Here is a 22,602-nt window from a genome sequence, read left to right as displayed (position 1 = left end):
CATCCTGCTCACCCCTATCACTCTCCCACATAAAAAAAGACGATTCAATGAAGAATCGTCTTGTAATACCCTACTATTTTATTCACCAATCACTCAAAATACGTCTTATAATATCCGCCGACCTTGCCTGAATTGTCTACCACAAAGATAAACTCTTCCGTTTCATTCTTCACTTCATAGGTCTTCCCCACTGTCAGCATATTACTTACCAAATACTTCGCTGCATCGGTATGGGTACACGTCACCGTCTTCAACGTAGGTTCATCCAACCATTGTAAATATGACATAAAATCTCTCCTTCCCTAAATAAAAGCGACCCGCTGATTAGCGGGTCACTTGGTGTGTGTTAATTAAGAACCTAGTAGAAGGTCTTCAGGGTTTTCAAGCAACTCTTTAACCATCTTCAAGAATCCTACTGAATCTTTACCATCAATTACACGGTGATCGTAAGAAAGTGCAACATACATCATTGGGCGAATTTCAATATTGTCCCCAATAGCTACTGGACGCTTCTGAATTGTATGCATACCCAAGATTCCTACTTGTGTACCGTTTAGGATTGGAGTAGACAATAGTGAACCAAATACTCCACCGTTTGTAATTGTGAATGAACCGCCTGTCATATCAGCCATTGTCAACTTATTGTCGCGGGCTTTTTTCGCAAGTTCTCCGATAGACGCTTCGATTTCAGCAAAGCTCTTACGGTCTGCATCGACTACGTTTGGTACAACTAGTCCACCGTCAGTAGATACCGCGATACCGATATCGAAGTAGTTCTTCAACAGAATTTCATCGCCATCGATTTCAGAGTTAACATATGGATATTTCTTCAATGCTGCTACGACTGCTTTCGTGAAGAATGACATGAAGCCTAGACGTACATCGTTTTGCTCGAAGAACTGATCTTTTTTGCGTGAACGAAGTTCCATCATTTTCGACATATCGATTTCATTGAAAGTCGTCAACATTGCTGTGGATTGTCTTACTTCAAGCAAACGCTTAGCGATCGTTTGACGACGACGAGTCATTTTCTGACGCGTAATACGGCCGTCATCCTTTGCTTCTGCTTTAGCAGCTGGTGCCGCAGGAGCTTTAGGTGCTGGAGCGTTGTTGTGAGCAGATACATCTTGCGCGCGGACGCGACCCATTGGATCAACAGGTGATACGTCTGCAAGATTGATACCTTTTTCACGAGCAAGCTTGCGTGCTGCTGGGCTTGCAATAGTGCGGTCTGAAGAAGAAGTTTCTTCCGTTGCAGCCGCTGCTGGAGCTGGAGTTTCTTCTTTTTGTGCTGGTGCTGGTGTTGCTTGTGGAGCTTGTTGTGCCGGTGCACCTGAACCTTCACCTACAATCGCGATTACTTGGCCAACTTCAACTGTGTCGCCTTCTGCAGCCAATAGTTCGGATAACACGCCTGCTTCTTCCGAAATGACTTCGACGTTCACTTTATCTGTTTCCAATTCAACGATGAATTCACCTTTATCTACGTTTTCACCGGGTTGTTTTAACCATTTTGCAATTGTACCTTCTGTAATTGATTCTGCTAGTTCAGGTACTCTGATCTCTGCCACAATAAATTCCTCCTCGTAGGTATACCGTTTTTCTAACGGCTAAGCTACTTTGTATAAGTAGTTTTACATGTAATGGTAAAGCTTACGTACTCGTTATATCACTTTTTCAAGGCTTCTTCAATGATACGATTTTGTTCTTTTTTATGAGAAGCACCGTCACCTTCAGAAGGACTTGAACGCTTAATACGTCCTACATAAGAAATGTCCTTACCGTCAGCTAATTTTTCTAGGTATGGATAAGCGAACGACCATGTACCCATGTTCTTCGGCTCTTCTTGTACCCATACTAAATCTTTCGCTTTCGGGTATCGTGCAACGATTTCTTTAATTTTGTCGGATGGGAATGGATATAGCTGCTCTACACGTACAACGTGCAAGTAGTCAAATCCTTTGCCGTCTTTGATCTTCTCAGCTAGGTCAATTGCCATCTTCCCGCTTGCAAACAAGATCTTTTTCACTTTTCCAGGTTTTGTTCCTGTGCCAGGTTGTTCAAGAACAGTCTTGAAGTGACCTTCCGTCAAGTCTTCAACGTCTGCTCCAACGAGTGGGTGACGAAGTAATGACTTAGGTGTAGCAATCACTAACGGACGTTCTGCTTCGCTGCCGAGAATCTTCGACTGACGACGCAATACGTGGAAGTAGTTTGCTGCACTGGAGATATTCGCAACCGTCCAGTTGTTTTCCCCACACAGCTGTAGGTAACGCTCAATACGTGAACTGGAGTGTTCTGGACCTTGTCCTTCGAATGCGTGTGGCAACAATAGCACTAGGCCGGATTGCTGACCCCACTTCGAATAACTTGAAGATACGAACTGGTCGAACATGACTTGTGCCATGTTGGAGAAGTCTCCGTATTGCGCTTCCCAGATCGACATCGTTTTGTCTTCTTCCAAGTTATAACCGAATTCATATCCTACGATTCCTGCTTCAGACAATGGGCTGTTATACGCCACGAATGATGCATTAGATCCACTGATATGATGCAATGGAACAAGTTCTTCACCTGTTTTTTCATCATGTAAGACTAAGTGACGCTGTGCAAATGTACCGCGTTGGATATCTTGTCCAGACATACGGATTGGCTTACCGTCTTGAATGATTGAACCGAATGCCAATTGCTCAGCATGTGCCCAGTCGATTTTCCCTTTACCTTTAAACGGCTCCAGGCGACGCTTCAAGATTTTATCCAATTTGTTGAAGACCGTAAATTCAGCTGGATACGTCAATAGCTCATCGTTCATTTGGCGAAGTCGTTCTTCCGCTACCCCTGTTTCGAGGTCACGTGGAAGTCCGGCTAGTACTACTTCTGGAGTTTCATTGGAAACTTCAGGTGCGTCTGCTGATTGTTCTTTTACGTGATCGTACGCTTCTTGCATAGTGGCAATAACCGACTTATCCATTTCCTTCACTTCTTCGTCTGTCAAGAGATTTTGCTCTACTAGACGCTGTCCGTAAATTTCACGAACTGTTGGGTGTTTATGGATTTCGTGGTACATCACTGGATTCGTCACTAGTGGCTCATCCATTTCATTGTGCCCATAACGACGGTAACCAATCAAGTCGATTAGAACGTCTTTACCGAACGCTTGGCGATATTCGAATGCCAATTGTGCAACAGCTAGTACTTCTTCTGGGTGATCTGCATTCACGTGGAATACAGGCACTTCAAAGCCTTTTGCTGGATCAGATGCATAGTGTGTAGAACGGGAATCATAATATTCCGTCGTGAAGCCAATCGTGTTATTGGCGATGACGTGAACCGATCCGCCTGTTCTGAAACCGCGAACGCGAGAGTAGTTGAATGATTCCGGAACGATACCTTGTCCTGGGAAAGCAGCATCGCCGTGTACTAAAATCGCGTACGCTTTATTTGTATCTTGTTGTGGAATACCTGGGTTATCCGTGTTTTCTTGTGCAGCACGAGTCTGACCAGTAATCACTGGGTTTACCACTTCTAAGTGAGACGGGTTGTACGCAAGGAAGCGATTCATCCCAGATTTCCCTTTATGAAGTGCGCCCATATGGTATTTCACGTCGCCGAACCAACCGCGAGTTACTTCAAGAGATCCGTCTTTTGGCAAGAACGGTGAAGCCGGTACGCCAGCGAATTCTGCAAACATCATTTCGTATGGTTTATTTAAGTTGTGCGTTAATACATTCAGACGTCCACGGTGAGCCATGCCGATTAGCACTTTTTCCATTTTCGCTTCTTCGGAACGACGCATTAATTCATCGATTAAGACAACTAATGTATCCACTCCTTCGATAGAGAAACGTTTTGCTCCAACAAATGTACGGTGAATGAATTTTTCGAAACCTTCAATTTCCGTCAAACGCTTAAGAAGTTGTTTTTTCTCGTCTCCTTGCATTTTTGACTGTACGTCACCGTTTTCAATTTTTGATTGAATCCAGTTACGCTCTGTTTCATCGATCAAATGAGAAAATTCATATGCAATGGAGCCCGTATAAAGAGACTTCAAGTAATTCATTGCATCTAATCCGTTTTCAACTGTCGCTGGAACATTTTTCAAGAACAAAGTTGCTGGCAATCCGACCAGATCGCTTTCTGTCAATCCATGATATGACAGTTCAAGACGGGACGTATCTTTAGGTCGATCGTTTAATGGGTAAATGTCTGCTGCAAGATGCCCATAAGAACGAATAGCTTCAAGTAAAGAATAAACGGCAAGAACTTTACGCAAATCCGTTTGAGAACCTTGCGCTACGACTGCCTCTTGACCTGACTCATCCATCTGAGGCGCACCAAAATTCCTGAATAGCTCTGCTAAATCAGGATCTACTGCGTCTTGATCTGTTTTAAACAGATCGTACATTTCCATTACATACCCAAGGTTTGGACCCGAAAAATTAGAATACGGGGAACGATGGGAATCCACATTGTTCGACATGTAATATAACCTCCACATTTGCCTATTGGCTTGTTGTGTTTATTTTCACTACTTCTATACAATAATAGCACGCAAACATTAGAACTGAAAGGGATTAATCCTAATATGCGTAGTTTTCTGCAAAGTACTTGGAAATCCATTGAAAATTGCAGAAAACGACGTCAGTCAAGTACTCCGCGTACATTCTCATTTTTGGAACGACAAAATCAATTCCGCCATCTTTTCAGGTGTCTTCGGTTCTGTCGACTTTTCAATATTCGACAACAATCGAGCTTTTTCCTTCACAAGTTCATCAAATTGGTCTATAACGGACTGCACTTCGAATTGTTCTTCTTCTATTTGCAATGCCAGCCCTTTAGAAGCGAAGTACTCCGCGTTCAATATTTGATCACCACGGCTTTTTGACGCTGCAAGCGGAACGAGCAACATCGGTTTATGGATCGCCAATAATTCGAATATTGCATTTGAACCCGCACGCGAGACTGCATAATCAGCAGCTGCAAGCAGATCAGGCAATGCATCGGTCACATATTCATACTGTACGTACCCCGCCACTGAAAGTCCTTCCACCACATTCCCTTTACCACATAAATGAATGAGCTGATATTTCTCAAGTAACGCGGGTAATTCCTTGCGCACCGCTTCATTCAACACGGTGGAGCCTTGACTGCCTCCCATAATAATGAATACCGGTTTTTCGGAATTCAGTCCCGTCTTGCGCAAGCCTTCTTGCCGACTGCCCATAAATAGCTTGGGACGAATGATCGGACCCGTACACATCGATTTCGCTTCAGGCACGTACTGCAATGTCTGTTCGAAGACCGTAAATATTTGCGAAGCAAACGGCAATGCCAATTTATTTGCAAGACCTGGCGTGACGTCCGACTCATGTACGACGACCGGCACGTTCGCAAGCTTAGCTGCCATTACGACGGGCACTGAAACGAACCCACCTTTAGAGAAAATAATTTCCGGTTTCACTTTGCGAAGTATAGAGAGCGCCTGTAGTGTCCCGGCCCCCACACGGAATGGATCCGTAAAATTCTTTAGCGAGAAATAGCGCCGTAACTTTCCACTTTGAATTGCATGATATACCACTTCGGGATGGCCATCCGCGATCAGTTCCTTTTCGATTCCTTCGTGCGAGCCAATATAATGCACACTATACCCTTTACCCAAAAAAACGGGAATTAACGCCTGATTGACGGATACGTGTCCTGCTGTACCGCCACCTGTTAATACGACTACCGGTTGCTTCATTCATTCCATCCTTCCTTATGCGTTGTCTACTATATTTCATGCTACAATAGTCAAAGTGAAAAAAATTAGTAGAGGAAATCAAAACTATGACTACTGCAACGAAACCTTTGCAACAAAAAACATCTATTTTCATTAAGATTATGATTCCCATTGTCATCACGCAAGTCGCACTTTATTTGATGTCGTTTTTCGATATCCTCATGACGGGACGCTATGATACGTTTCACTTAGCGGGCGTGACCATCGGCAGTTCCTTCTGGATACCGGTCTATACCGGCCTTTCTGGAATTCTGATGGGCCTTACCCCTATTATCGCACAGCAAATCGGTGCGAAGAATAAAAAGGATGTCCGTCCTACTGTCCAGCAAGCATTATACGTATCTCTCGCTCTTTCGGCAATCATTTTCGTATTGATCCATTGGGTCGTGTTACCCGCCATTACGAGAATGCCGCTAGATTTGCCGGTTATTGAAGTAGCATCCGCCTACTTGACCGGTATGAGCATCGGATTAGTTCCACTCATGGCCTATACTGTATTACGCTCATTCTTTGACGCACTTGGCGCAACCCGTGTTTCCATGTTCATCATTCTGTTATCCGCACCGATCAATATTGTATTGAACTATCTATTGATTTTCGGTAATTTCGGTTTTCCCGAACTGGGTGGTGCGGGTGCAGGATATGCATCCGGCTTTACGTACTGGCTCGTGTTCATCATCGCGGTGCTCATCGCCTGGTCATCTCGCCACTTTAAGGAATATACGCTGTTTAGTAGTTGGCAAAGAATCTCTTTGCGCAAATGGAAAGAAATTTTACTTATCGGTGTGCCGATCGGTCTATCCATTTTTGTCGAGACGAGTATCTTCTCCGTTGTGACATTATTGATGAGCAGCTATACCGCACAAGTTATCTCGGCTCACCAGATTGCGCTTAATTTCACGTCTCTCCTGTATATGGTGCCGTTGAGCGTCTCAATGGGTACAACAATATTAGTCGGGCAGTCGATTGGTGCGAAAAAAGCTAAAGATGCACGGGAATATACATATCTCGGCATAGCGTTCGCGGTTGCATTTAGTTTCTTATCCATATTCATTTTACTGATGTTTCGTGAGTCGATTGCTTCTATGTATACGACGGACACAGCAATTATTACACTGGCCGTGCATTTCTTCCTCTACGCTGCACTATTCCAGTTATCGGATGCTGTGCAAGCGCCGATCCAAGGTGCATTGCGTGGTTATAAAGACGTAACGATGACGTTCCTAGTCGGCGTCGTGTCGTTCTGGCTCATTGGGTTGCCTACTGGATTCGTACTTGCACGCTATAGCGAACTCGGCGCATATGGCTACTGGGTTGGCCTCATTGTCGGTTTGGCAGTGGGTGCAGTGATTCTTTCGTTTAGATTACGTTATATACAGAATAAGTATCGTGAAGTTGAATCATGACTAAATAATAAGAGACCGATGGAGTTTTTATTCCATTGGTCTTTTTCGTTGTAGTATACATTGTAATTACGGAGAACTAGTGAGAACCGTGCGAGTTTCGCTCATTCATTCGTCCAGGCGCTCATGGTTCATGCGTATCCGCTCTATCAGGATCCAAAAGCGCTCATACTTTACGTCAAGCGCTCTATACTACTCCGTAACCGCTCTATTCCCAAAGCTTCTCTAGTAATCTTGATCCATATCTCGAACTCACACTACGAAAAAAACAAATTCTCACACTCCCTACATTAAAAAAAGATCAATGGAAATAACTCCATTGACCTTCAAATTTTTATTTCTGTATAAACTGCTGCGTCCAATAGTGGCCGTTCGCATCATACCCAATACCGATATGCGTGAAGCTAGGCGTCAAGATATTCTGACGGTGTCCAGCTGAATTCATCCAAGCTGTTACGACATCTTGCGCGCTACGCTGCCCCATCGCGATATTCTCGGCTGCCGAACGGTATGTAACGCCGTTTTGCTTCATTTGATCAAACGGTGAACCGTATGTCGGACTCGTATGAGAGAAATAGTTGTTTGTTGCCATATCCGCTGATTTCTGCTTTGCGGATTTCTGCAAGGCTGCATCGATCTGCAACGGCTTGAGTCCTGCCTTCGTACGTTCCGCATTCGTCAAATCGAGTACGGCTTGCTCTGTAGCGGACACATTCGCTGTTTGTTGCTGTGTCGGCTTGTCTGTTTGTGGCTTTTTCACTGCTTCGTTTGGTTGAGTTGGTTGTTGTGGTGTTGGTTGTGCTACCGGTTTGCTCGGTTGTTGTGGCTTCTGATAGTTACTCCAGTAATACGGGTACACCTGCTGATTTGCGACGGCACAATTATACGTCTTTGTTTGCACCTGATTTGTCGTGCTTGCCTCTGCTGCATGAGTCGGCAATAAAATAGCTGAGCTTAATAAGATGAGTGATAAAGGTTTTTTCATCTTGGTCCCTCCTTTTCTACGTGACCTAGCATAACGTAAAAGAATAGGAGAGATTCTGGTCATTCCTACCAATTTGTCCAATGAACTCTACAAAGCTATGGAATGAGAGTTTAAGAGTGATTTAATTGGCAACCTTATCCAATGGAGAACACTATTAACAATAGATCGCTATTGACAACTAGTTTTTGGGCGAGTATTCGATGTCAGTAAGTTGCTCCCCGATGATCACCAACTTGGAAGGCAATTGCATATATTCCGGTATCCAGTTGACCATACCATACGCATATTGGAATAAATGGGCGTACCGGGAACCTTCTAATTGGATATAGCCTTTCATGCGATAGACGCTATCCGGTAATGTCCGCACCCAGTCTTCAAAATGTTCTTGGTTGATCGGTGTATCAAACGACAACACTTTCGATTCAAGTGGCAAACCACCCCCTGTAGAGACCGGCTGTTTCGGTACCGCCGCTTTGACCATTTTCTCGACATAGTGGAAGTCGACTTTCGCGTTCACTGTCTGCACGAGCGGTGCGTAACTATTAAATTGTGTCACTTGCATCGTCACGAAGGCCAATTGAGTATCTGTCAGCAAATCCGTTTTATTGAGTACCATGAAGTGTGCGTGGCGGACTTGTTCGAGGAATAAAGACTGAATCCGCGGCGACAGCTTGTCACGGTCGATCCAGCGCTTCGCATCGACTACAGTAACGATTCCCTTGACGTCTAGCATCTCCGCGAACAACGGTGAGTAGACAGCGTCTAACGCTTCTACGGGGTGAGCCGCACCCGTTGTTTCAATGAACAACACGTCAATTTCCGGATAATCCGCTAGCAAACCTTGTAATTGGGCTTCCGTAGATTCCGCACCTGTACAACATATACAGCCATTTAGTAATTCTTTTAACGGAACTTCTCCCGCCTCCTCAACGATTTGACTGTCGATATTCAGTTCCCCAAATTCATTCATTAATACAGCGGGTTGTCTACCAGATTCCTTTACGTGGTCGACCAAATTTACGAGTAACGATGTCTTACCGCTTCCGAGAAAGCCGCTGAGTAAATATACATCTATCATTTGACTATCATCCTTTTCCATAGAGAACACGCGCCCAACGATTGCTGGACGCGTGGATCTTTGATTATGAATTGATTTCTTTTAACACGACTTCTTTCGCTTTCAGTAATTGCGGGTCATCTTCTTTCATCTTGTCCCGTAATTTCTGCATTAAGCCAACCGTTGTATCACCAGTCAAGATGCCTGTCTGCTCCAGCGATAGATCTTTCTGCAACGTTTTAACAGCTTCTGCTGTATCCTCGTCATAGAGACCATCTGTTTCTCCTGGATCATAGCCTACTGCTTCTAACATCTCTTCCGCAGCTTGTACAGAAGGAGAAACGAGACCTACGTCCATCTTTTCAGATGAATCGAGGAAAGGCAGTGATGCATAGGAAGGGTATGGTACTACAATATCGGGTTCAATCCCTTTTTTATGGATCCAATTGCCGTCCGGTGTTAACCATTTCGCTGTCGTCAATTTCAAGTTGGAGCCGTCCGGTAATTGAGTAGGTGTTTGAACCGTCCCTTTACCGAATGTCTTGACACCGACGATCGGAATGCCTGCAGATTCTTTTAACGCACCCGCTAAGATCTCAGAAGCAGACGCACTGCCTTCATCTACGATCAATGCGACTGGAACCGTTACTTTTTGTCCGTTAGACGAAGGATACGCTTCCGGTGCCTTGCCTTTTTCTTCAGTTTGGAATAACACCTTGCCGTTCGGGACGAACAAGTCGGAAATATCGATTGCCCCGCTTAAGATGCCACCTGGATTTTGACGCACGTCAATCAATACGCCTTCCATCCCTTTATCGGTCATTTCATTTAGCGCTTCGAGTAATTCTTCATACGTATGTTCCGAGAACGATGTGATGTTAATATGTGCGATGTTGTCGTCGAGCATTTCTGCATAGACTGTATTGATCGGAATCACGTCACGAACGATCTTCACGTCAAACGGATCAGAGTTCTTACCACGTCGTACAGATAATGTTACCGTCGACCCTTTTTCTCCACGGATCAGCAATACCGCTTCTGATGAAGACAAACCTTGTATACTTTCCCCGTCTACCGACAGTACGGTATCATTCGGTAACAAGCCAGCTTTTTCAGCAGGAGAGTTTTTGATCGGTGAAACAATACTAATATAGCCGTTTGACTCTTGAATTTCTGCACCAATTCCTTCAAAACTTGAAGATATGCTTTCATTCAATTGCTTGGCTTCTTTTTCATTTAGATAATCAGAGTACGGATCGCCTAATGAATCAACCATTCCGTTGATCGCGCCGTCAATGACGACTTGATCGTCTACGTCGTCATAATAACTTTCTTTCAGTTGATCATATGCCTCATACAGTTTCTTGAACTCTTTTCGTTCCATACCTACTTGATTCGGTTTGACGACTTCTACTACTTTTTCGTCTCCGACTGTCAGTGCAACGACGGTAACGGCGGCTGTCGCCAGCACAAGGAAAAAAATGAGCATGATCAGAGAAAACGGTTTGAGCCGAATATAGCGAGTAGGTTTCGGCGCTTCCGTTTCGGATTTCCCGTTCTCATGCGAATCGTTTTCGTTCATTGTCTTCCCTACCTTCCATATCCCTGCAAAAGACCGCTGCCAAGAGCGGTCTTTTGTAGGTTTCTATCTATTCTATTATTCGGCAATTGCTGCGTCTAGCGCGACTTCGATCATTTCATTAAATGTCGTTTGACGCTCTTCAGGAGTAGTAATTTCGCCTGTTAGGATGTGGTCACTTACTGTCAGAACAGCGAGTGCTTGTCGGCCATAACGAGCGGCTAGCGTATAGAGTGCCGCTGCTTCCATTTCCACGGCCAAAACACCATGACGCGCTAATTTTTCATGCTGTGCGTCTTCATTATAGAAGAAGTCTTCTGTGTAGACGTTTCCGACTTGTAAATGCAAGCCTTTTTCTTTTCCGGCATTGTACGCTTTCGTCAATAAATCAAAGTTCGCAATCGGTGCAAAGCGAATCGGACCGAATGTTACATCGTTTAATGAGGAGTTGGTCGTTGCACCTTGTGCCAGGATGACGTCACGCACTTTCACGTCTTTTTGAATCGCGCCACATGTTCCAACACGGATCAATTTCTGAACGCCAAATTCTTGCATTAACTCTGTTACATAGATAGAAATAGACGGTACACCCATGCCTGTACCTTGTACGGAAATACGTTTGCCTTTGTATGTTCCTGTAAAGCCAAACATGTTTCGCACTTCGTTGTACTGTACGACGTCTTCTAAAAATGTTTCCGCGATATATTTCGCACGCAATGGATCTCCTGGAAGTAGAACCGTTTCTGCGATATCGCCTGGTTTTGCATCAATATGTATACTCATCTTTTTTCAGCCTCATTTCACTAATTTGTTTTTATCATACAGTGAATAATGGCGAGATGCAATGAAACCCTCGCCATTTACCTGCTGCAAAGTTCTTGATAGATAGCGTATATTTCATCAAACGTAGTAGAACGTAAATGATCATCCGCCATGTCCTCTACGTAACGAGACAATGAATCGAAATCCTCTTCATCTTTCGGGAAACCGGCGTCGCGAAACATCCTATCTGCAAACAACGCCTTTTCATCGTCTTGATCACCGCCACGGTAACGTAGCGCGAAATGGTAAAAGGATCGATCCATCGTCGTCACCTTCCTTCACTCAAATAACCCCTTGTATTCTTCATAGCCTTCCTTTTCTAGATCACGCACCGGAACGAAACGTAATGCAGCGGAGTTGATGCAATAACGCAAGCCGCCTTGCTCTGCTGGTCCGTCTGGGAAGACATGTCCTAAGTGAGAATCCGCTGTCTTACTGCGTACTTCTGTGCGGCGCATGCCGTGAGTTGTATCAAAATGCTCAGTAACTTCCACAGCTTCGATTGGTTTCGTAAAGCTTGGCCATCCACAACCTGCATCGTATTTATCATTTGAACTAAATAACGGCTTACCTGACACGATGTCTACATAGATTCCGTCTTCAAAGTGTGCGTCATATTCATTACGAAATGGTGGTTCTGTACCATTTTCTTGCGTCACATGATACTGCATCTCTGTCAATTCAGTACGTAAGTCTTTTTTCATGAACGATTCCCCCAATTCTTTTCGATAAATCCTGCGCGTCCTGATCCGACAGTGTAACGTGCATAATGGTCTGGGTTCTTCTCGTAATACCGCTGGTGATATTCTTCAGCGGGATAGAACACGTCCGCTGGGAAGATATCCGTCACGATGGGTGCGCTAAACTTGCCGCTATCTTGCAAAGCTTGCTTCGAACGTTCTGCCGCTTGCCGTTGCTCGTCCGAGTGTGTGTAGATTGCTGACTTATACGATTCACCACGGTCATGGAACTGACCCCCCGCGTCGGTAGGGTCTATCACTTGCCAGAAAATATTCAATAATTCTTCGTAACGAATGACACGATCGTCGAATTCAATCTCTACAGCTTCCCGGTGACCGGTTGTATTGGTACAAACTTCTTTGTAAGTTGGATTGACAGTATGTCCGCCAGTATAGCCACTCGTAACCGAATGTACTCCATCGTACTGGTCGAATGGCTTTACCATACACCAGAAGCACCCGCCTGCGAAAGTTGCGTATTGTATTGCCATAGTCGTTGCCCCCTTAGTTTTTTGGTATCAATACTTCCAATATAATCTCATCTTGCGCTAAATTCACTTCTTTTGCCTTCACTTGGACGTCACCCGAGAGTGGCAAATCCTTTAAATCAATGAATATTTCCTCTTCTTTCGGTCGCACGACCATCCAGGATGGAAGCTCTACGGAACTCTTCAGTAATTTCAGTACCGTAGAAGGGGGTATATTCAACTGTCCTAATTCCATAGACGATTGTTTAAGAATTAAGTTTCCATCTTTTCGTACGACTGGGTCAAAATGCATCGCGAGCGGTAAGGTATGCGAGAATACCGTGAGTTCGGACGTCAACAATACATCGTCGCGCATTTTTATTTCTACTGGCAACGTACCTTTTACGGCTTTTCGGATGTACGTATTCGCAATTCCTTCAAAATTCACTTTAGTTGTTTTCAGTGCCATCGTATAGCCTTCCTCTTTGACCGCTTGATCTTTCGGAAGAGGCGGTGAAGCGGTGGCACCACTGATGAGGATTATGAGTCCTACAAGCGCCGCCACCACGATTCCCGCCAGGCTGAAAAATGCTACTTTCCAAATATTCATTCTGTACTTCACTCCACTTCCAGGTCAACCGCTGAACAGCCTTTAATTTCACTTACAAAACGCTCTTCCATCAAATCATACCCCTTACTGTTCGGATGGAAGAAGTCTGTGTGATAAACCAGGTTTTCATTCGAATCAAATAAATCTTTTACCGGAACAAAGCAGGCCATACCATCTTGTTCCACTTGTTCTTCAATCGAGCGGTTCCAGTCTGCGATAATGTCTTCAAACTCCTGTACTTCGTCTGTTACGACGGAGAACGGATTGTAGAGGCCTGCGACGATGATTGGGGCATCCGGGTTATAGAGGCGCAGAATTTCGAACAATTCTTCAATTCTCGTTTCGAATTTACCAAGCGCCTTATAGAAATCAGACATTTTCATTTGCATGAGATTCCCTCTGACCACTTTCATGATGTCATTGCCACCGATCGTAAAGACGATATAATCTGCCTGAATGACCGCTTCTTGCACGTCTTCATCTTGCAATTGCTTTAAAAACTGGTCGCTACGCCGTCCGCGTTTCGCTAAATTCACAGCGTCCACTTCCATAATGCCTTTCCATTGTTCCATGTCCGACGTCAAACGGCCGAAATATCCGCCTTCTTTCCGTTCATCTCCGACTCCTTGTGTTAATGAGTCACCTAGCCCTAATACGTTTACGCGTTTAGGGATAAATGTTTCCGGCACAATGAACGGTTCGAACGCAACGGTTTCACGTTCCGCAAGCGTCGTCTCTTTTTTGCTGAATGGGACCTGGCATCCTGCTAAGAACAAGGAGAAGACGAGACTTAGCACTAGCATTCTTCTCATAATGTCATATCCTTTGTAGTTAATATCACTCCGTGTAATACATGAATCCGATCGCGCCTTCTCCGGTATGGGTACTGACGATTGGTGTCGTAAATGACAGCATCACGTGAATGCCCATCTCTTCAATCTTATTTTTTAGTGGTTCCGCCATCGCAAGGCCGTTTGCATGCGCAATCCCGACACTACGAATTACTTTCCCTGCTGTTTCTTTCTTAAACTCATCAAACAAATAAGAGACTACTTGTTTATGGCTACGTACCTTCGCGACTGGCGTATACACCCCATCCTTCAGTGATGCGATAGGCTTGATATTCATGAGAGAGCCGAACATCGCTTTCCCTTTACCGATACGTCCGCCTTTCACCATATTATCAAGTACATCCACGACGACATATAAAGAGGAACGTTTACGTACACTATCAAGTTCCTCCACAATCTCTGCTACCGTCTTGCCTTCTTCGGCCAGTCGGCATGCCTCGATCACTTGGAAAGAAAGTGCGTGTGATATATACATGGAGTCGATGACGGTAACATCTGCACTTGACGCATGAGCTGCCGTCTCCGCGGATTTCACTGTCCCACTCATTCCACCCGTCATATGGATGGAGATAATTTGTGAGCCATCCGCTCCCAGTTCGTCATAAAGGTTCTGGAATACGCCAACAGCCGGCTGTGAGCTTTTTGGCAATTCTTTTGCGTCGCGCATCATGTCGAGAAATTCTTCCGGTTGGATTTCTACGCCGTCAATATACGACGTATCATTGATGGTCAGCGTTAAAGGTACGACATGGATATTGTATTGAGCAATCAGTTCATCCGTTAGTGCTGCAGTGGAATCCGTGACGATATGAATTTTTTTCATGATTTCTATCTCCTTCGGGTGTAGCTATTGCGATTTTTTCGTTGTATTTGGTATAGTGTGTTGCGGGAGGTGCGATAACAATGGAAGAGTCATTCGATTACAAGAATATGCAGGAAGAACGTTGGAACGCGATCACACATGCCATCGGGTTCTTACTCTGTATCCCTGCACTAGTCTTGCTGATCTTAAAAGGTGTGAAACAAGGCACTGGAATTGCCATAGTGAGCTTCACGATCTTTGGCGTGTCTATGTTGTTACTATTTCTCGCGAGTACGCTACTACATAGTATGCCAGTCAAATTGAAATCGTTTTTCGCGATTCTTGATCATTCCGCCATCTATGTATTGATTGCCGGAACGTATACGCCGTTTTTGCTCATTACCTTACAAGGTGCACTCGGCTGGACATTATTCGGCGTCATCTGGGGATTGTCCTTGTTCGGCATCTTATTCAAGATCTTTTATATTCACCGCTTCGCCAAACTATCCCTTGCCCTCTATCTTATGATGGGGTGGCTGATCGTGTTAGCGATTAAACCACTATATAACGCGCTGCCGCCACAGGGCATATGGTTGCTCGTAATCGGTGGATTGTTCTATACAGCAGGTGCGTACTTCTTCATGGCACGCCGTGTACCGTACAATCACGCAATTTGGCACTTATTCGTTATGGCAGGCAGCGCATCGATGTTCTTTAGCGTTCTTCTCTATGTATAGAGAGGAACGTTATTTTTTATCCCAAATTTGGTACGTATAAGCGGTGCCGTCTTCTGCATAATGCGGCTCAGACTTGCTAGTCATTACGTAATCTTCCTCGTATGCGGGGAAGAACGTGTCACCTGGGTAATGTTTCTCGATGACGGTAACATACAATCTGTCCGCACCATCTTCCATCGACATCTTGAAAATTTCCGCACCCCCAATGACCATCACTTCGTCCGCATAATCCCTGCCAAGTTTCACGGCGCTGTCCATATCGTGAACGACCGTTACCCCGTCCGATTTGTAATTTGTATTGCGCGTGACGACGATATTCAATCTACCTTTTAATGGACGGCCTATGGATTCGAACGTTTTGCGTCCCATAACCATCGCCTTGCCCATCGTTTTTTCCTTGAAATATTGTAGTTCTTCCGGAATATACCATGGCATCTCATTGTCCTTACCGATGACTCGGCCAAGATCATGTGCCACTACTAATGAAATCATACAGTTTCCTCCTTATACTGCAATCGGTGCTTTAATTCTCGGATGTGGATCGTAACCTTCAATGGAAATATCCTCTACCGTCAAATCAAAGATTGAGCGACCTGCGTAATTCACATGTACTGTCGGTAATTCTTTCGGCTCTCTCGCCAATTGCTCGTGTACTTGATCGATATGGTTCTGATACAAGTGTGCATCTCCTAATGTATGGACGAATTCGCCTACTTCTAAACCACATTCATGTGCAATTAAATGAATGAGTAATGCATAGGACGCGATATTGAACGGTACGCCTAGAAAGACGTCCGCACTGCGTTGGTAGAGCTGGCATGATAACTTGCCATCCGCTACGTAAAACTGAAACAGTAAGTGGCATGGTGGTAAAGCCATGTCGTCGACTTCTGCCGGGTTCCACGCTGTGACGATGTGGCGACGCGAGTCAGGATACTGTTTGATGCTGTCGATTACTTGTGCGAGCTGATCGATGACACCGTTCTCGCTGTCCCATGCTCGCCATTGCTTGCCGTATACGGGGCCTAGATCACCGTGCTGTTTCGCAAATTCTTCATCAGCCAAGATTTTCTCTTTAAATGTAGCGAGTTCGGCTTTGTAGATAACCGCGAATTCTTCATCTTGTAGTACACGGCGACCAAAGTCCGTCATATCCGGTCCTGTATATGCCGCACTTTTTACATACCGTTCAAATGCCCATTCATCCCAAATTCCATTACGTTCCTGTATCAACGTTCGAATATTGGTATCTCCTTTAATAAACCACAGTAATTCTGAGACAATCAAACGAAACGCCGTCTTTTTTGTCGTTAACAAAGGAAATCCTTGCGCCAAATCAAAACGCATCTGATAACCGAAGACACTGTATGTCCCCGTACCCGTACGATCTCCCTTTTTCGTTCCTGTATCCAGAATATGTTGACATAGATCTAAATATTGCTTCATGCTTCAAGCTCCCTCATCTGAAATTATTTTCATTATAACATTAAGACAACAAAACATACCACGAAAGGGCTGAGTAAACAGCCATTTCGGTCGTGTGTTTGTAACCGATATAGAATCCTCGTCGTATAGCTATATATTCTGTTCAAATGGTGCCTTTACTTATAGCGTATACACGAAGAGTATGCTGCATTAAAGTGGACGGTAAAGTGTTCATCTGAACTATTATTTGGGAAGTACATCCATTTTAATTTGACTCTCCATCCAAAATTTACTACGTTTATGGATCGTACTACTTACCTACACTGCCAGTACACTACATGGTGAGTGTATGAGGTCGCTGAACTATTTCAGTGACCTTTTTTCATTCACTCATTTGAAAACCGAACATAAAATATATAGGAATGCTGTTTATTATGAAAGGAGTGAGTTCATTGCTAAGCACTAGTCACGAATACAGGAATACCAATACACAAACCATTAATAATTTATTAAAAGCTATTAATGGAGAATATCATGCTATATATTGCTATGAAATTTTAGCTAATCAAGCGCCAACTCAAGAGATTAAAGATAAAATACTAGAAATTAGAAATGACGAAATTAGGCATTATCAAACCTTTTGGTCTCTCTATTTCCAATTGACCGGTAAGGAACCCGCACTTAACATCACAGAAGGCTGTGGGAAAGATTATATGAGTGGCGTAAAATCATCTTTTATGGATGAGCAAACGACAGTTGACTTTTATCATACCGCTGCACGTGAAACGCAAATCCCGATCGTTAGGTCTTCTTTTACTCAAGCATCAGCAGATGAACAAAACCATGCCGTTTGGTTCTTATATTTTTTAAATCATAGCTAGTGTTGAAAAAGGAGGCGTGTTCATGTACAACTCAAACAACCAACAGTTTGGGCAAAATACAGACTCCCCTGAAGTATTTGCTGCCAAGCTTGCATTGTTCGGGACCGCACTTGCTACATTGGGGGATGCTATTTCGACCATCGCCGCAGGTATCGCACTTCAAGAACTAGAAAAAGCAAAACAGGACAAAGCAAACCAACAAGATTCAGAAGACCAGCGATCTGAAGAAATGGAGAAAATGCAAAAGCAAATTGATCAATTAAGTAAACAAATTAAAAAAATGGAGAAAAATTCAAAATGAATAGAAAGATGATTAAAGGGGGGCAAAAAAAAGACCTCTTTTTTCACGTTTCATCATCAAGCTAAGACGTTGAGACCGCAAAACCATTCAACCAGTTATTTTTTGTTTATCTCATCGGCGTGTACCATCACTGTCACATCAACGTGTAGAGGAAAAAAACACCCGTCATCATGACGAGTGTTCAATAAATTTTAGGTTAGCCATTTCGGTGGTGTGTTCTTAGACCAGAAAATATCACCGACTGTGTGGTGGGCGACAAAGCCATCATCCGCTATATGGTAATGGAAATTATAGAAGTAGCCGTCACCCGGTCGCTTTTCTGTCCGCACGTGGAATTTGATAAGATCTTGATTCGCCGTCTTGTCGTAGACATGGAAAATCTTTTCCGCATAATCGCCTGAAGGTTGCTCGGTTATGGCAAGACGACGATCTGCTGCATTATGTACGGTCGTTTGGATTACTGCTTCAATTCGTGGGAAAATCTCGTTATCGAATTCATTCTGGATAACGGGGCCGATACGCTGTCCAAACTTTTCATACGTTAATAGAAGTGCGTGTGCGACCAATTGCTGTTCTTCAGTGTAACTATCGAGTGTCAGTAAGTCATTTCTAGTCTCATTTAGCTCAAGGGAATACTCCATACCTTCTGCGCGGGTACCGGATTCATTCGGTTCATGCTTGTCTTGAAAGTTTGTCCAAATTTCATGATTGGGTGTAATGACGCCCAGTGTCAACACGGCGACAGATGCGATCATCAGCCGCTGTAACCATTGCTTCATTTTCATCACTCCTTCAACATTCCGTCAAACATCTACATAACTCATACGAAAAGCGTCACAAAAGGTTTCATCTTTCACTATTTCATTGTACAATAAAGTCAAACTTCAATCATCATTTTCACAAAATGTTCTTTGATTGCAAGTTAAGCGGATGTCAATCAACGCGCTACATATAAAGGAGGTCGCAACAATGGATGTTAACTTACTATTAGGTATTGGTATGCTTGTATTGACTTTGTACTTGAGCTCCCTTAATTTCACGCACTAATCCAAAAGCGAAGAACGCCGTCTAGCCTCGATGCGGCTGGCGTTATGTAAAAACAAAAAAAGACTGTATGGCTTTTAAATGCCACACAGTCTTTTTTCTATGGAAGTTGCCCATGTCTGAAAATGAAGTGACCGCGCTAAAAAGTGAGCGTATCGCGCTATTCAGTCGTGGGACCGCGCTAAAAGTCATGAATACCGCGCCAAAGTAGCAGATAACCGCGCTATGATGACCTAACACCGCGCTATTCCAACAGAATACCGCGCCATTGCATCTCCTAACCGCGCCAAAGCCCAATTCATTTCTCAAGCACGCCATAATGGACTTTCGTATACGGGCGAATTTGCTGAATAAAGCCAAAGCGTTCAAACAGCGGAGATTGGTAATGGTCTTTCAAAACGACTCGGTGTCTGCATACGCGCAAAGCTTCTTCTACCCATTGTTTTGAGACAGTATCAGTTACACCGATTGCACGTAGCACTTCAAAGTTTGAGGACTCTTCGATCGGTGTCGTGAACATCGGGTCAAGGAATACGACGTCGCGTGAGTTCGTATCACAGGTTTTCAGGAAATCTATAGCTTCCGAGTGAATTACTTGAATCCGACTCATCGCATCCTGTAGTAATGGAAAGTCGATGGGGAAGTTGTGTAAACCAACCTTTGTGAGAAACGCGACGATTGGGTCCCCTTCGATTCCTTCAACTAATCCTTTTTCTCCCACAGTGCTGGATGCGATGATCGCGTCGGACCCGAGTCCCAGTGTGCAGTCGAGGAATGAGTCTCCAGGCTGTAGATCGGCTACCGCCACAAGTGGATCTATTTCGCCTTTTAGTATGCGTTTCAAGCGATAAGTCGCAGAGTTCGGATGAAAGAAAAACGGTTCGTCGCTCCCTTTTGGGTAAAACGAATAGCGGTCCTTCCCCGCCACTAGAACATCTGCTTGATAGATATTCTGCAGTGTAGGAATGGACCGCTTTTTTCGTTCGACGACAGGCGCCTGTAACGCGTCCGCTGCTTGCTGCACCAGTGTAGCGGAATGTTCATCAGGTCGTCCTGCTGTCGTAATAATCACGTTCACTGAGCGACTACTTGAGTTAAGACGTCGACTAGATGATCTTTAATTTGATCTTTTTGGAAATTCTCGATTTGTTCACGTGGAATAAAGTATACAACTTTACCTTGATTCCAGATCGCAATGGACGGCGAGCTTGGTGGAATTTCCGGGAAGTACGAACGGAAAGTTTCTGTCGCTTCCTTATCTTGTCCAGCAAATACTGTAAACAAGTGATCCGGTTTTACTTCTTCTATTGCCTCGCGTACTGCGGGACGTGCCAAACCTGCTGCACAGCCACACACAGAGTTGATCACAATAACGGCTGAACCTTCCAAGTCTTTTAGCGTATTATCGACTTCTTCAGCCGTTGTGAGTTCCGTAAACCCAACAGTTGTTAGTTCTTCGCGCATTGGTGTAACGATCCCGCGCATGTACTCATCATAAGCGTTCATTTGATTATCTCCGCCTTTCGTTTAGTTGCGTGTTTTATGTCGTACTGTTTTTAATAGTAAAGGATAGTAGAAATTATTTCACGTGATTGAATTGGTGGATATCGAAATCGTCTATTTACTGCTATAATCCTAAGCTACTACTTCCCTATATGAATAGCCATTCATTTATGATAAAATTATCTTACTATTCTATGAAAATAATTAGGAGTGTGAGTGATGGGAAAATTAGTGGATAAAATTGCAGTCGTAACGGGCGCAGCACAAGGAATCGGAGAAAAGATAGCGGAGCGTTTACATCGGGATGGTGCTTCGGTGATTATTTTAGACGTAAACTTTGAAAAGTTGAAAACAACAGCTTCTGCATTAGATGCTTCAGGTGAAAAGGTTTTCGCAATGAAGTGCAACGTGGCCGATCCGGAAGATGTGACGAAAACATTCTCTACTATTTACGGGAAGTTCGGCAAGATTGATATATTGATTAACAACGCAGGTATAACGAGAGATTCATTTTTCCATAAAATGACGCCCGAGCAGTGGCATTCAGTCATGGACGTCAATCTCAACAGCATGTTCTATACGTGCCAAGCAGTCATTCCACAGATGCGAAAGCAACAGTACGGCAAAATTGTCAATGTCTCTTCATCTTCCAGTTGGGGCAATATGGGACAGGCAAATTACAGCGCGTCGAAAGCCGGTGTGCTTGGATTAACGAGAACATTAGCTAAAGAAAACGGTGGGAAGCAGATTACGGTCAATGCGGTTGCGCCAGGTCAGATTAATACGGATATGACGAAGGATTTGCCACAAGACGTGAAGAAAATGGCGACGATGTTAACGCCTGCTGGTCGTATGGGTGACCCCGCGGAAGTAGCTTCGGTTGTAGCATTCTTTTCTTCAGATGACTCGAGCTTTGTGAATGGAGAGTGCATTAGTGTGAGTGGTGGATTTTTGATAGTGTAATGTACAAATATACCTGCGTGAGAACTGTTCAATCGTTCTTACACAGGTATATTTTTTATGCTAAACGCTTGCCTAGAGGCTGGTATTTGGTAGCTTTCTGAAGTCTAGGAATCAATACGATAGACAGAATCGTCACCCCGATATCCAGTGGTAAATAAGCAACCATCCAAGACCATGCAAGTACGTAACTGAAGCCTGCAGGCGCTTCTACCCAGTAAGCATAGGCAAAATACATATAATTTGTGCCGATTATGTAGTTACCCGCTATTGCAAGAAAACCTGCCCCCGCGTAACTGATCCACGACGGTTTACGCTCGAAGAATTTGCCTACGATATACGCTACAAAGATGAAAGAAATAATGTAACCGAACGTCGGGCTGAGGAAACTGCCGAGGCCTCCCTTAAATTGGGCAAATATCGGCGCGCCTGCCAACCCAATAAATAAATAAGCAAACATAGACCAGGCGCCCAATCGACTGCCTAGTAATCCCCCTGCCAATATAGCGAATAGTAATTGAAGTGTGACTGGCACACCTCCGATCGTTAACAGTGGTGCAATGTTCGCTCCCACCCCCATCAATGCTGCAAATAATGCGCATAACACAATTTCCTTTGGTTTCATTTTCTGATCCTCCTACTTTCTATTGTTGTCT

25 protein-coding genes are annotated in these 22,602 nt (G+C 44.1%); 5 read left to right on the top strand and 20 right to left on the bottom strand.

The window, feature by feature from the left end; all coding sequences use genetic code 11:
- Positions 1 to 89: 89 nt before the first annotated feature.
- From CSV75_RS03450 to CSV75_RS03435, 4 genes are all read right to left on the bottom strand, one after another.
- On the bottom strand, positions 90 to 287 hold the full coding sequence (locus CSV75_RS03450) for a DUF6501 family protein (RefSeq protein WP_099632336.1): 198 nt from the start codon (positions 285 to 287) through the stop codon (positions 90 to 92).
- A 63-nt stretch (positions 288 to 350) separates the two neighbouring features.
- On the bottom strand, positions 351 to 1,571 hold the full coding sequence (gene odhB / locus CSV75_RS03445) for a 2-oxoglutarate dehydrogenase complex dihydrolipoyllysine-residue succinyltransferase (protein WP_099674752.1): 1,221 nt from the start codon (positions 1,569 to 1,571) through the stop codon (positions 351 to 353).
- A gap of 98 nt (positions 1,572 to 1,669) precedes the next feature.
- Positions 1,670 to 4,480, bottom strand: coding sequence for a 2-oxoglutarate dehydrogenase E1 component (locus tag CSV75_RS03440; RefSeq protein ID WP_099674751.1), 2,811 nt, complete (start codon positions 4,478 to 4,480; stop codon positions 1,670 to 1,672).
- 186 nt (positions 4,481 to 4,666) lie between these two features.
- On the bottom strand, positions 4,667 to 5,740 hold the full coding sequence (locus CSV75_RS03435; RefSeq protein WP_099674750.1) for an undecaprenyldiphospho-muramoylpentapeptide beta-N-acetylglucosaminyltransferase: 1,074 nt from the start codon (positions 5,738 to 5,740) through the stop codon (positions 4,667 to 4,669).
- Between the two features lie 86 nt (positions 5,741 to 5,826).
- On the opposite strand from CSV75_RS03435, the gene CSV75_RS03430 reads away from it, so the two are divergent.
- Entirely contained in the window at positions 5,827 to 7,185 is a 1,359-nt protein-coding gene (locus CSV75_RS03430) for an MATE family efflux transporter (protein ID WP_099674749.1), read from the top strand.
- A gap of 331 nt (positions 7,186 to 7,516) precedes the next feature.
- Here the strand turns inward: CSV75_RS03430 and CSV75_RS03425 are convergent, their stop codons facing one another.
- From CSV75_RS03425 to CSV75_RS03380, 10 genes are all read right to left on the bottom strand, one after another.
- Positions 7,517 to 8,167, bottom strand: coding sequence for a CAP domain-containing protein (locus CSV75_RS03425; RefSeq protein WP_099674748.1), 651 nt, complete (start codon positions 8,165 to 8,167; stop codon positions 7,517 to 7,519).
- A gap of 178 nt (positions 8,168 to 8,345) precedes the next feature.
- A complete protein-coding gene (locus tag CSV75_RS03420; protein WP_099674747.1) occupies positions 8,346 to 9,245 on the bottom strand; it encodes a CobW family GTP-binding protein in 900 nt (299 codons plus the stop codon).
- Positions 9,246 to 9,309: 64 nt separating this feature from the next.
- The gene (locus CSV75_RS03415; protein WP_099674746.1) at positions 9,310 to 10,806 is read right to left on the bottom strand and encodes a lmo1851 family serine protease; all 1,497 of its coding nucleotides are present in this window, start codon (positions 10,804 to 10,806) and stop codon (positions 9,310 to 9,312) included.
- Positions 10,807 to 10,881: 75 nt separating this feature from the next.
- Positions 10,882 to 11,586: a purine-nucleoside phosphorylase gene (gene deoD, locus CSV75_RS03410; protein ID WP_099629990.1), complete on the bottom strand. Its 705-nt coding sequence runs from the start codon at positions 11,584 to 11,586 to the stop codon at positions 10,882 to 10,884.
- A 77-nt stretch (positions 11,587 to 11,663) separates the two neighbouring features.
- The gene (locus CSV75_RS03405) at positions 11,664 to 11,888 is read right to left on the bottom strand and encodes a YozE family protein (RefSeq protein ID WP_099636297.1); all 225 of its coding nucleotides are present in this window, start codon (positions 11,886 to 11,888) and stop codon (positions 11,664 to 11,666) included.
- A gap of 15 nt (positions 11,889 to 11,903) precedes the next feature.
- Positions 11,904 to 12,329 (bottom strand): peptide-methionine (R)-S-oxide reductase MsrB, encoded by a 426-nt coding sequence (gene msrB, locus CSV75_RS03400; protein ID WP_099674745.1) that lies wholly within the window; start codon positions 12,327 to 12,329, stop codon positions 11,904 to 11,906.
- The gene (gene msrA / locus CSV75_RS03395) at positions 12,326 to 12,856 is read right to left on the bottom strand and encodes a peptide-methionine (S)-S-oxide reductase MsrA (RefSeq protein ID WP_099674744.1); all 531 of its coding nucleotides are present in this window, start codon (positions 12,854 to 12,856) and stop codon (positions 12,326 to 12,328) included. The genes msrB and msrA overlap by 4 nt, the downstream gene beginning before the upstream one ends.
- Positions 12,857 to 12,869: 13 nt before the next feature.
- Complete coding sequence (locus CSV75_RS03390; RefSeq protein ID WP_099674743.1) at positions 12,870 to 13,442, bottom strand: YpmS family protein; 573 nt, start codon at positions 13,440 to 13,442, stop codon at positions 12,870 to 12,872.
- Positions 13,443 to 13,450: 8 nt separating this feature from the next.
- Positions 13,451 to 14,254 carry a GDSL-type esterase/lipase family protein gene (locus tag CSV75_RS03385; protein ID WP_099629985.1) on the bottom strand — a complete coding sequence of 268 codons (804 nt, stop codon included), beginning with the start codon at positions 14,252 to 14,254 and terminating at the stop codon, positions 13,451 to 13,453.
- Positions 14,255 to 14,279: 25 nt separating this feature from the next.
- The gene (locus tag CSV75_RS03380; protein WP_099674742.1) at positions 14,280 to 15,116 is read right to left on the bottom strand and encodes a DegV family protein; all 837 of its coding nucleotides are present in this window, start codon (positions 15,114 to 15,116) and stop codon (positions 14,280 to 14,282) included.
- A gap of 80 nt (positions 15,117 to 15,196) precedes the next feature.
- Between CSV75_RS03380 and trhA the strand changes: the two genes are divergently transcribed.
- Positions 15,197 to 15,832 (top strand): PAQR family membrane homeostasis protein TrhA, encoded by a 636-nt coding sequence (gene trhA, locus CSV75_RS03375; protein ID WP_099674741.1) that lies wholly within the window; start codon positions 15,197 to 15,199, stop codon positions 15,830 to 15,832.
- A 9-nt stretch (positions 15,833 to 15,841) separates the two neighbouring features.
- Here the strand turns inward: trhA and CSV75_RS03370 are convergent, their stop codons facing one another.
- Both CSV75_RS03370 and CSV75_RS03365 read right to left on the bottom strand, forming a co-directional pair.
- Positions 15,842 to 16,324: a dihydrofolate reductase gene (locus CSV75_RS03370; protein ID WP_099674740.1), complete on the bottom strand. Its 483-nt coding sequence runs from the start codon at positions 16,322 to 16,324 to the stop codon at positions 15,842 to 15,844.
- Positions 16,325 to 16,336: 12 nt separating this feature from the next.
- On the bottom strand, positions 16,337 to 17,278 hold the full coding sequence (locus CSV75_RS03365) for a thymidylate synthase (RefSeq protein WP_099674739.1): 942 nt from the start codon (positions 17,276 to 17,278) through the stop codon (positions 16,337 to 16,339).
- A 431-nt stretch (positions 17,279 to 17,709) separates the two neighbouring features.
- On the opposite strand from CSV75_RS03365, the gene CSV75_RS03360 reads away from it, so the two are divergent.
- A complete protein-coding gene (locus CSV75_RS03360) occupies positions 17,710 to 18,138 on the top strand; it encodes a ferritin-like domain-containing protein (protein ID WP_233191582.1) in 429 nt (142 codons plus the stop codon).
- 22 nt (positions 18,139 to 18,160) lie between these two features.
- Complete coding sequence (locus CSV75_RS03355; protein WP_099674738.1) at positions 18,161 to 18,439, top strand: translation initiation factor 2; 279 nt, start codon at positions 18,161 to 18,163, stop codon at positions 18,437 to 18,439.
- 191 nt (positions 18,440 to 18,630) lie between these two features.
- Here the strand turns inward: CSV75_RS03355 and CSV75_RS03350 are convergent, their stop codons facing one another.
- The 3 genes from CSV75_RS03350 to CSV75_RS03340 form a co-directional block, all read right to left on the bottom strand.
- Complete coding sequence (locus CSV75_RS03350) at positions 18,631 to 19,218, bottom strand: YpjP family protein (RefSeq protein WP_099674737.1); 588 nt, start codon at positions 19,216 to 19,218, stop codon at positions 18,631 to 18,633.
- Positions 19,219 to 19,781: 563 nt separating this feature from the next.
- Complete coding sequence (locus CSV75_RS03345) at positions 19,782 to 20,561, bottom strand: class I SAM-dependent methyltransferase (RefSeq protein ID WP_099674736.1); 780 nt, start codon at positions 20,559 to 20,561, stop codon at positions 19,782 to 19,784.
- On the bottom strand, positions 20,558 to 20,989 hold the full coding sequence (locus tag CSV75_RS03340; RefSeq protein ID WP_099673534.1) for a BrxA/BrxB family bacilliredoxin: 432 nt from the start codon (positions 20,987 to 20,989) through the stop codon (positions 20,558 to 20,560). The genes CSV75_RS03345 and CSV75_RS03340 overlap by 4 nt, the downstream gene beginning before the upstream one ends.
- A 216-nt stretch (positions 20,990 to 21,205) precedes the next feature.
- On the opposite strand from CSV75_RS03340, the gene fabG reads away from it, so the two are divergent.
- The gene (gene fabG, locus CSV75_RS03335) at positions 21,206 to 21,949 is read left to right on the top strand and encodes a 3-oxoacyl-ACP reductase FabG (protein WP_099674735.1); all 744 of its coding nucleotides are present in this window, start codon (positions 21,206 to 21,208) and stop codon (positions 21,947 to 21,949) included.
- Between the two features lie 55 nt (positions 21,950 to 22,004).
- Here the strand turns inward: fabG and CSV75_RS03330 are convergent, their stop codons facing one another.
- Positions 22,005 to 22,571, bottom strand: coding sequence for a biotin transporter BioY (locus tag CSV75_RS03330; RefSeq protein ID WP_099674734.1), 567 nt, complete (start codon positions 22,569 to 22,571; stop codon positions 22,005 to 22,007).
- Positions 22,572 to 22,602 lie beyond the last annotated feature (31 nt).

Source organism: Sporosarcina sp. P18a (assembly GCF_002743135.1).
Taxonomy (GTDB): Bacteria; Bacillota; Bacilli; order Bacillales_A; family Planococcaceae; genus Sporosarcina.
The sequence above is the reverse complement of the archived record's forward strand: the minus strand, read 5'-3'. Positions and strand labels throughout refer to the sequence as shown.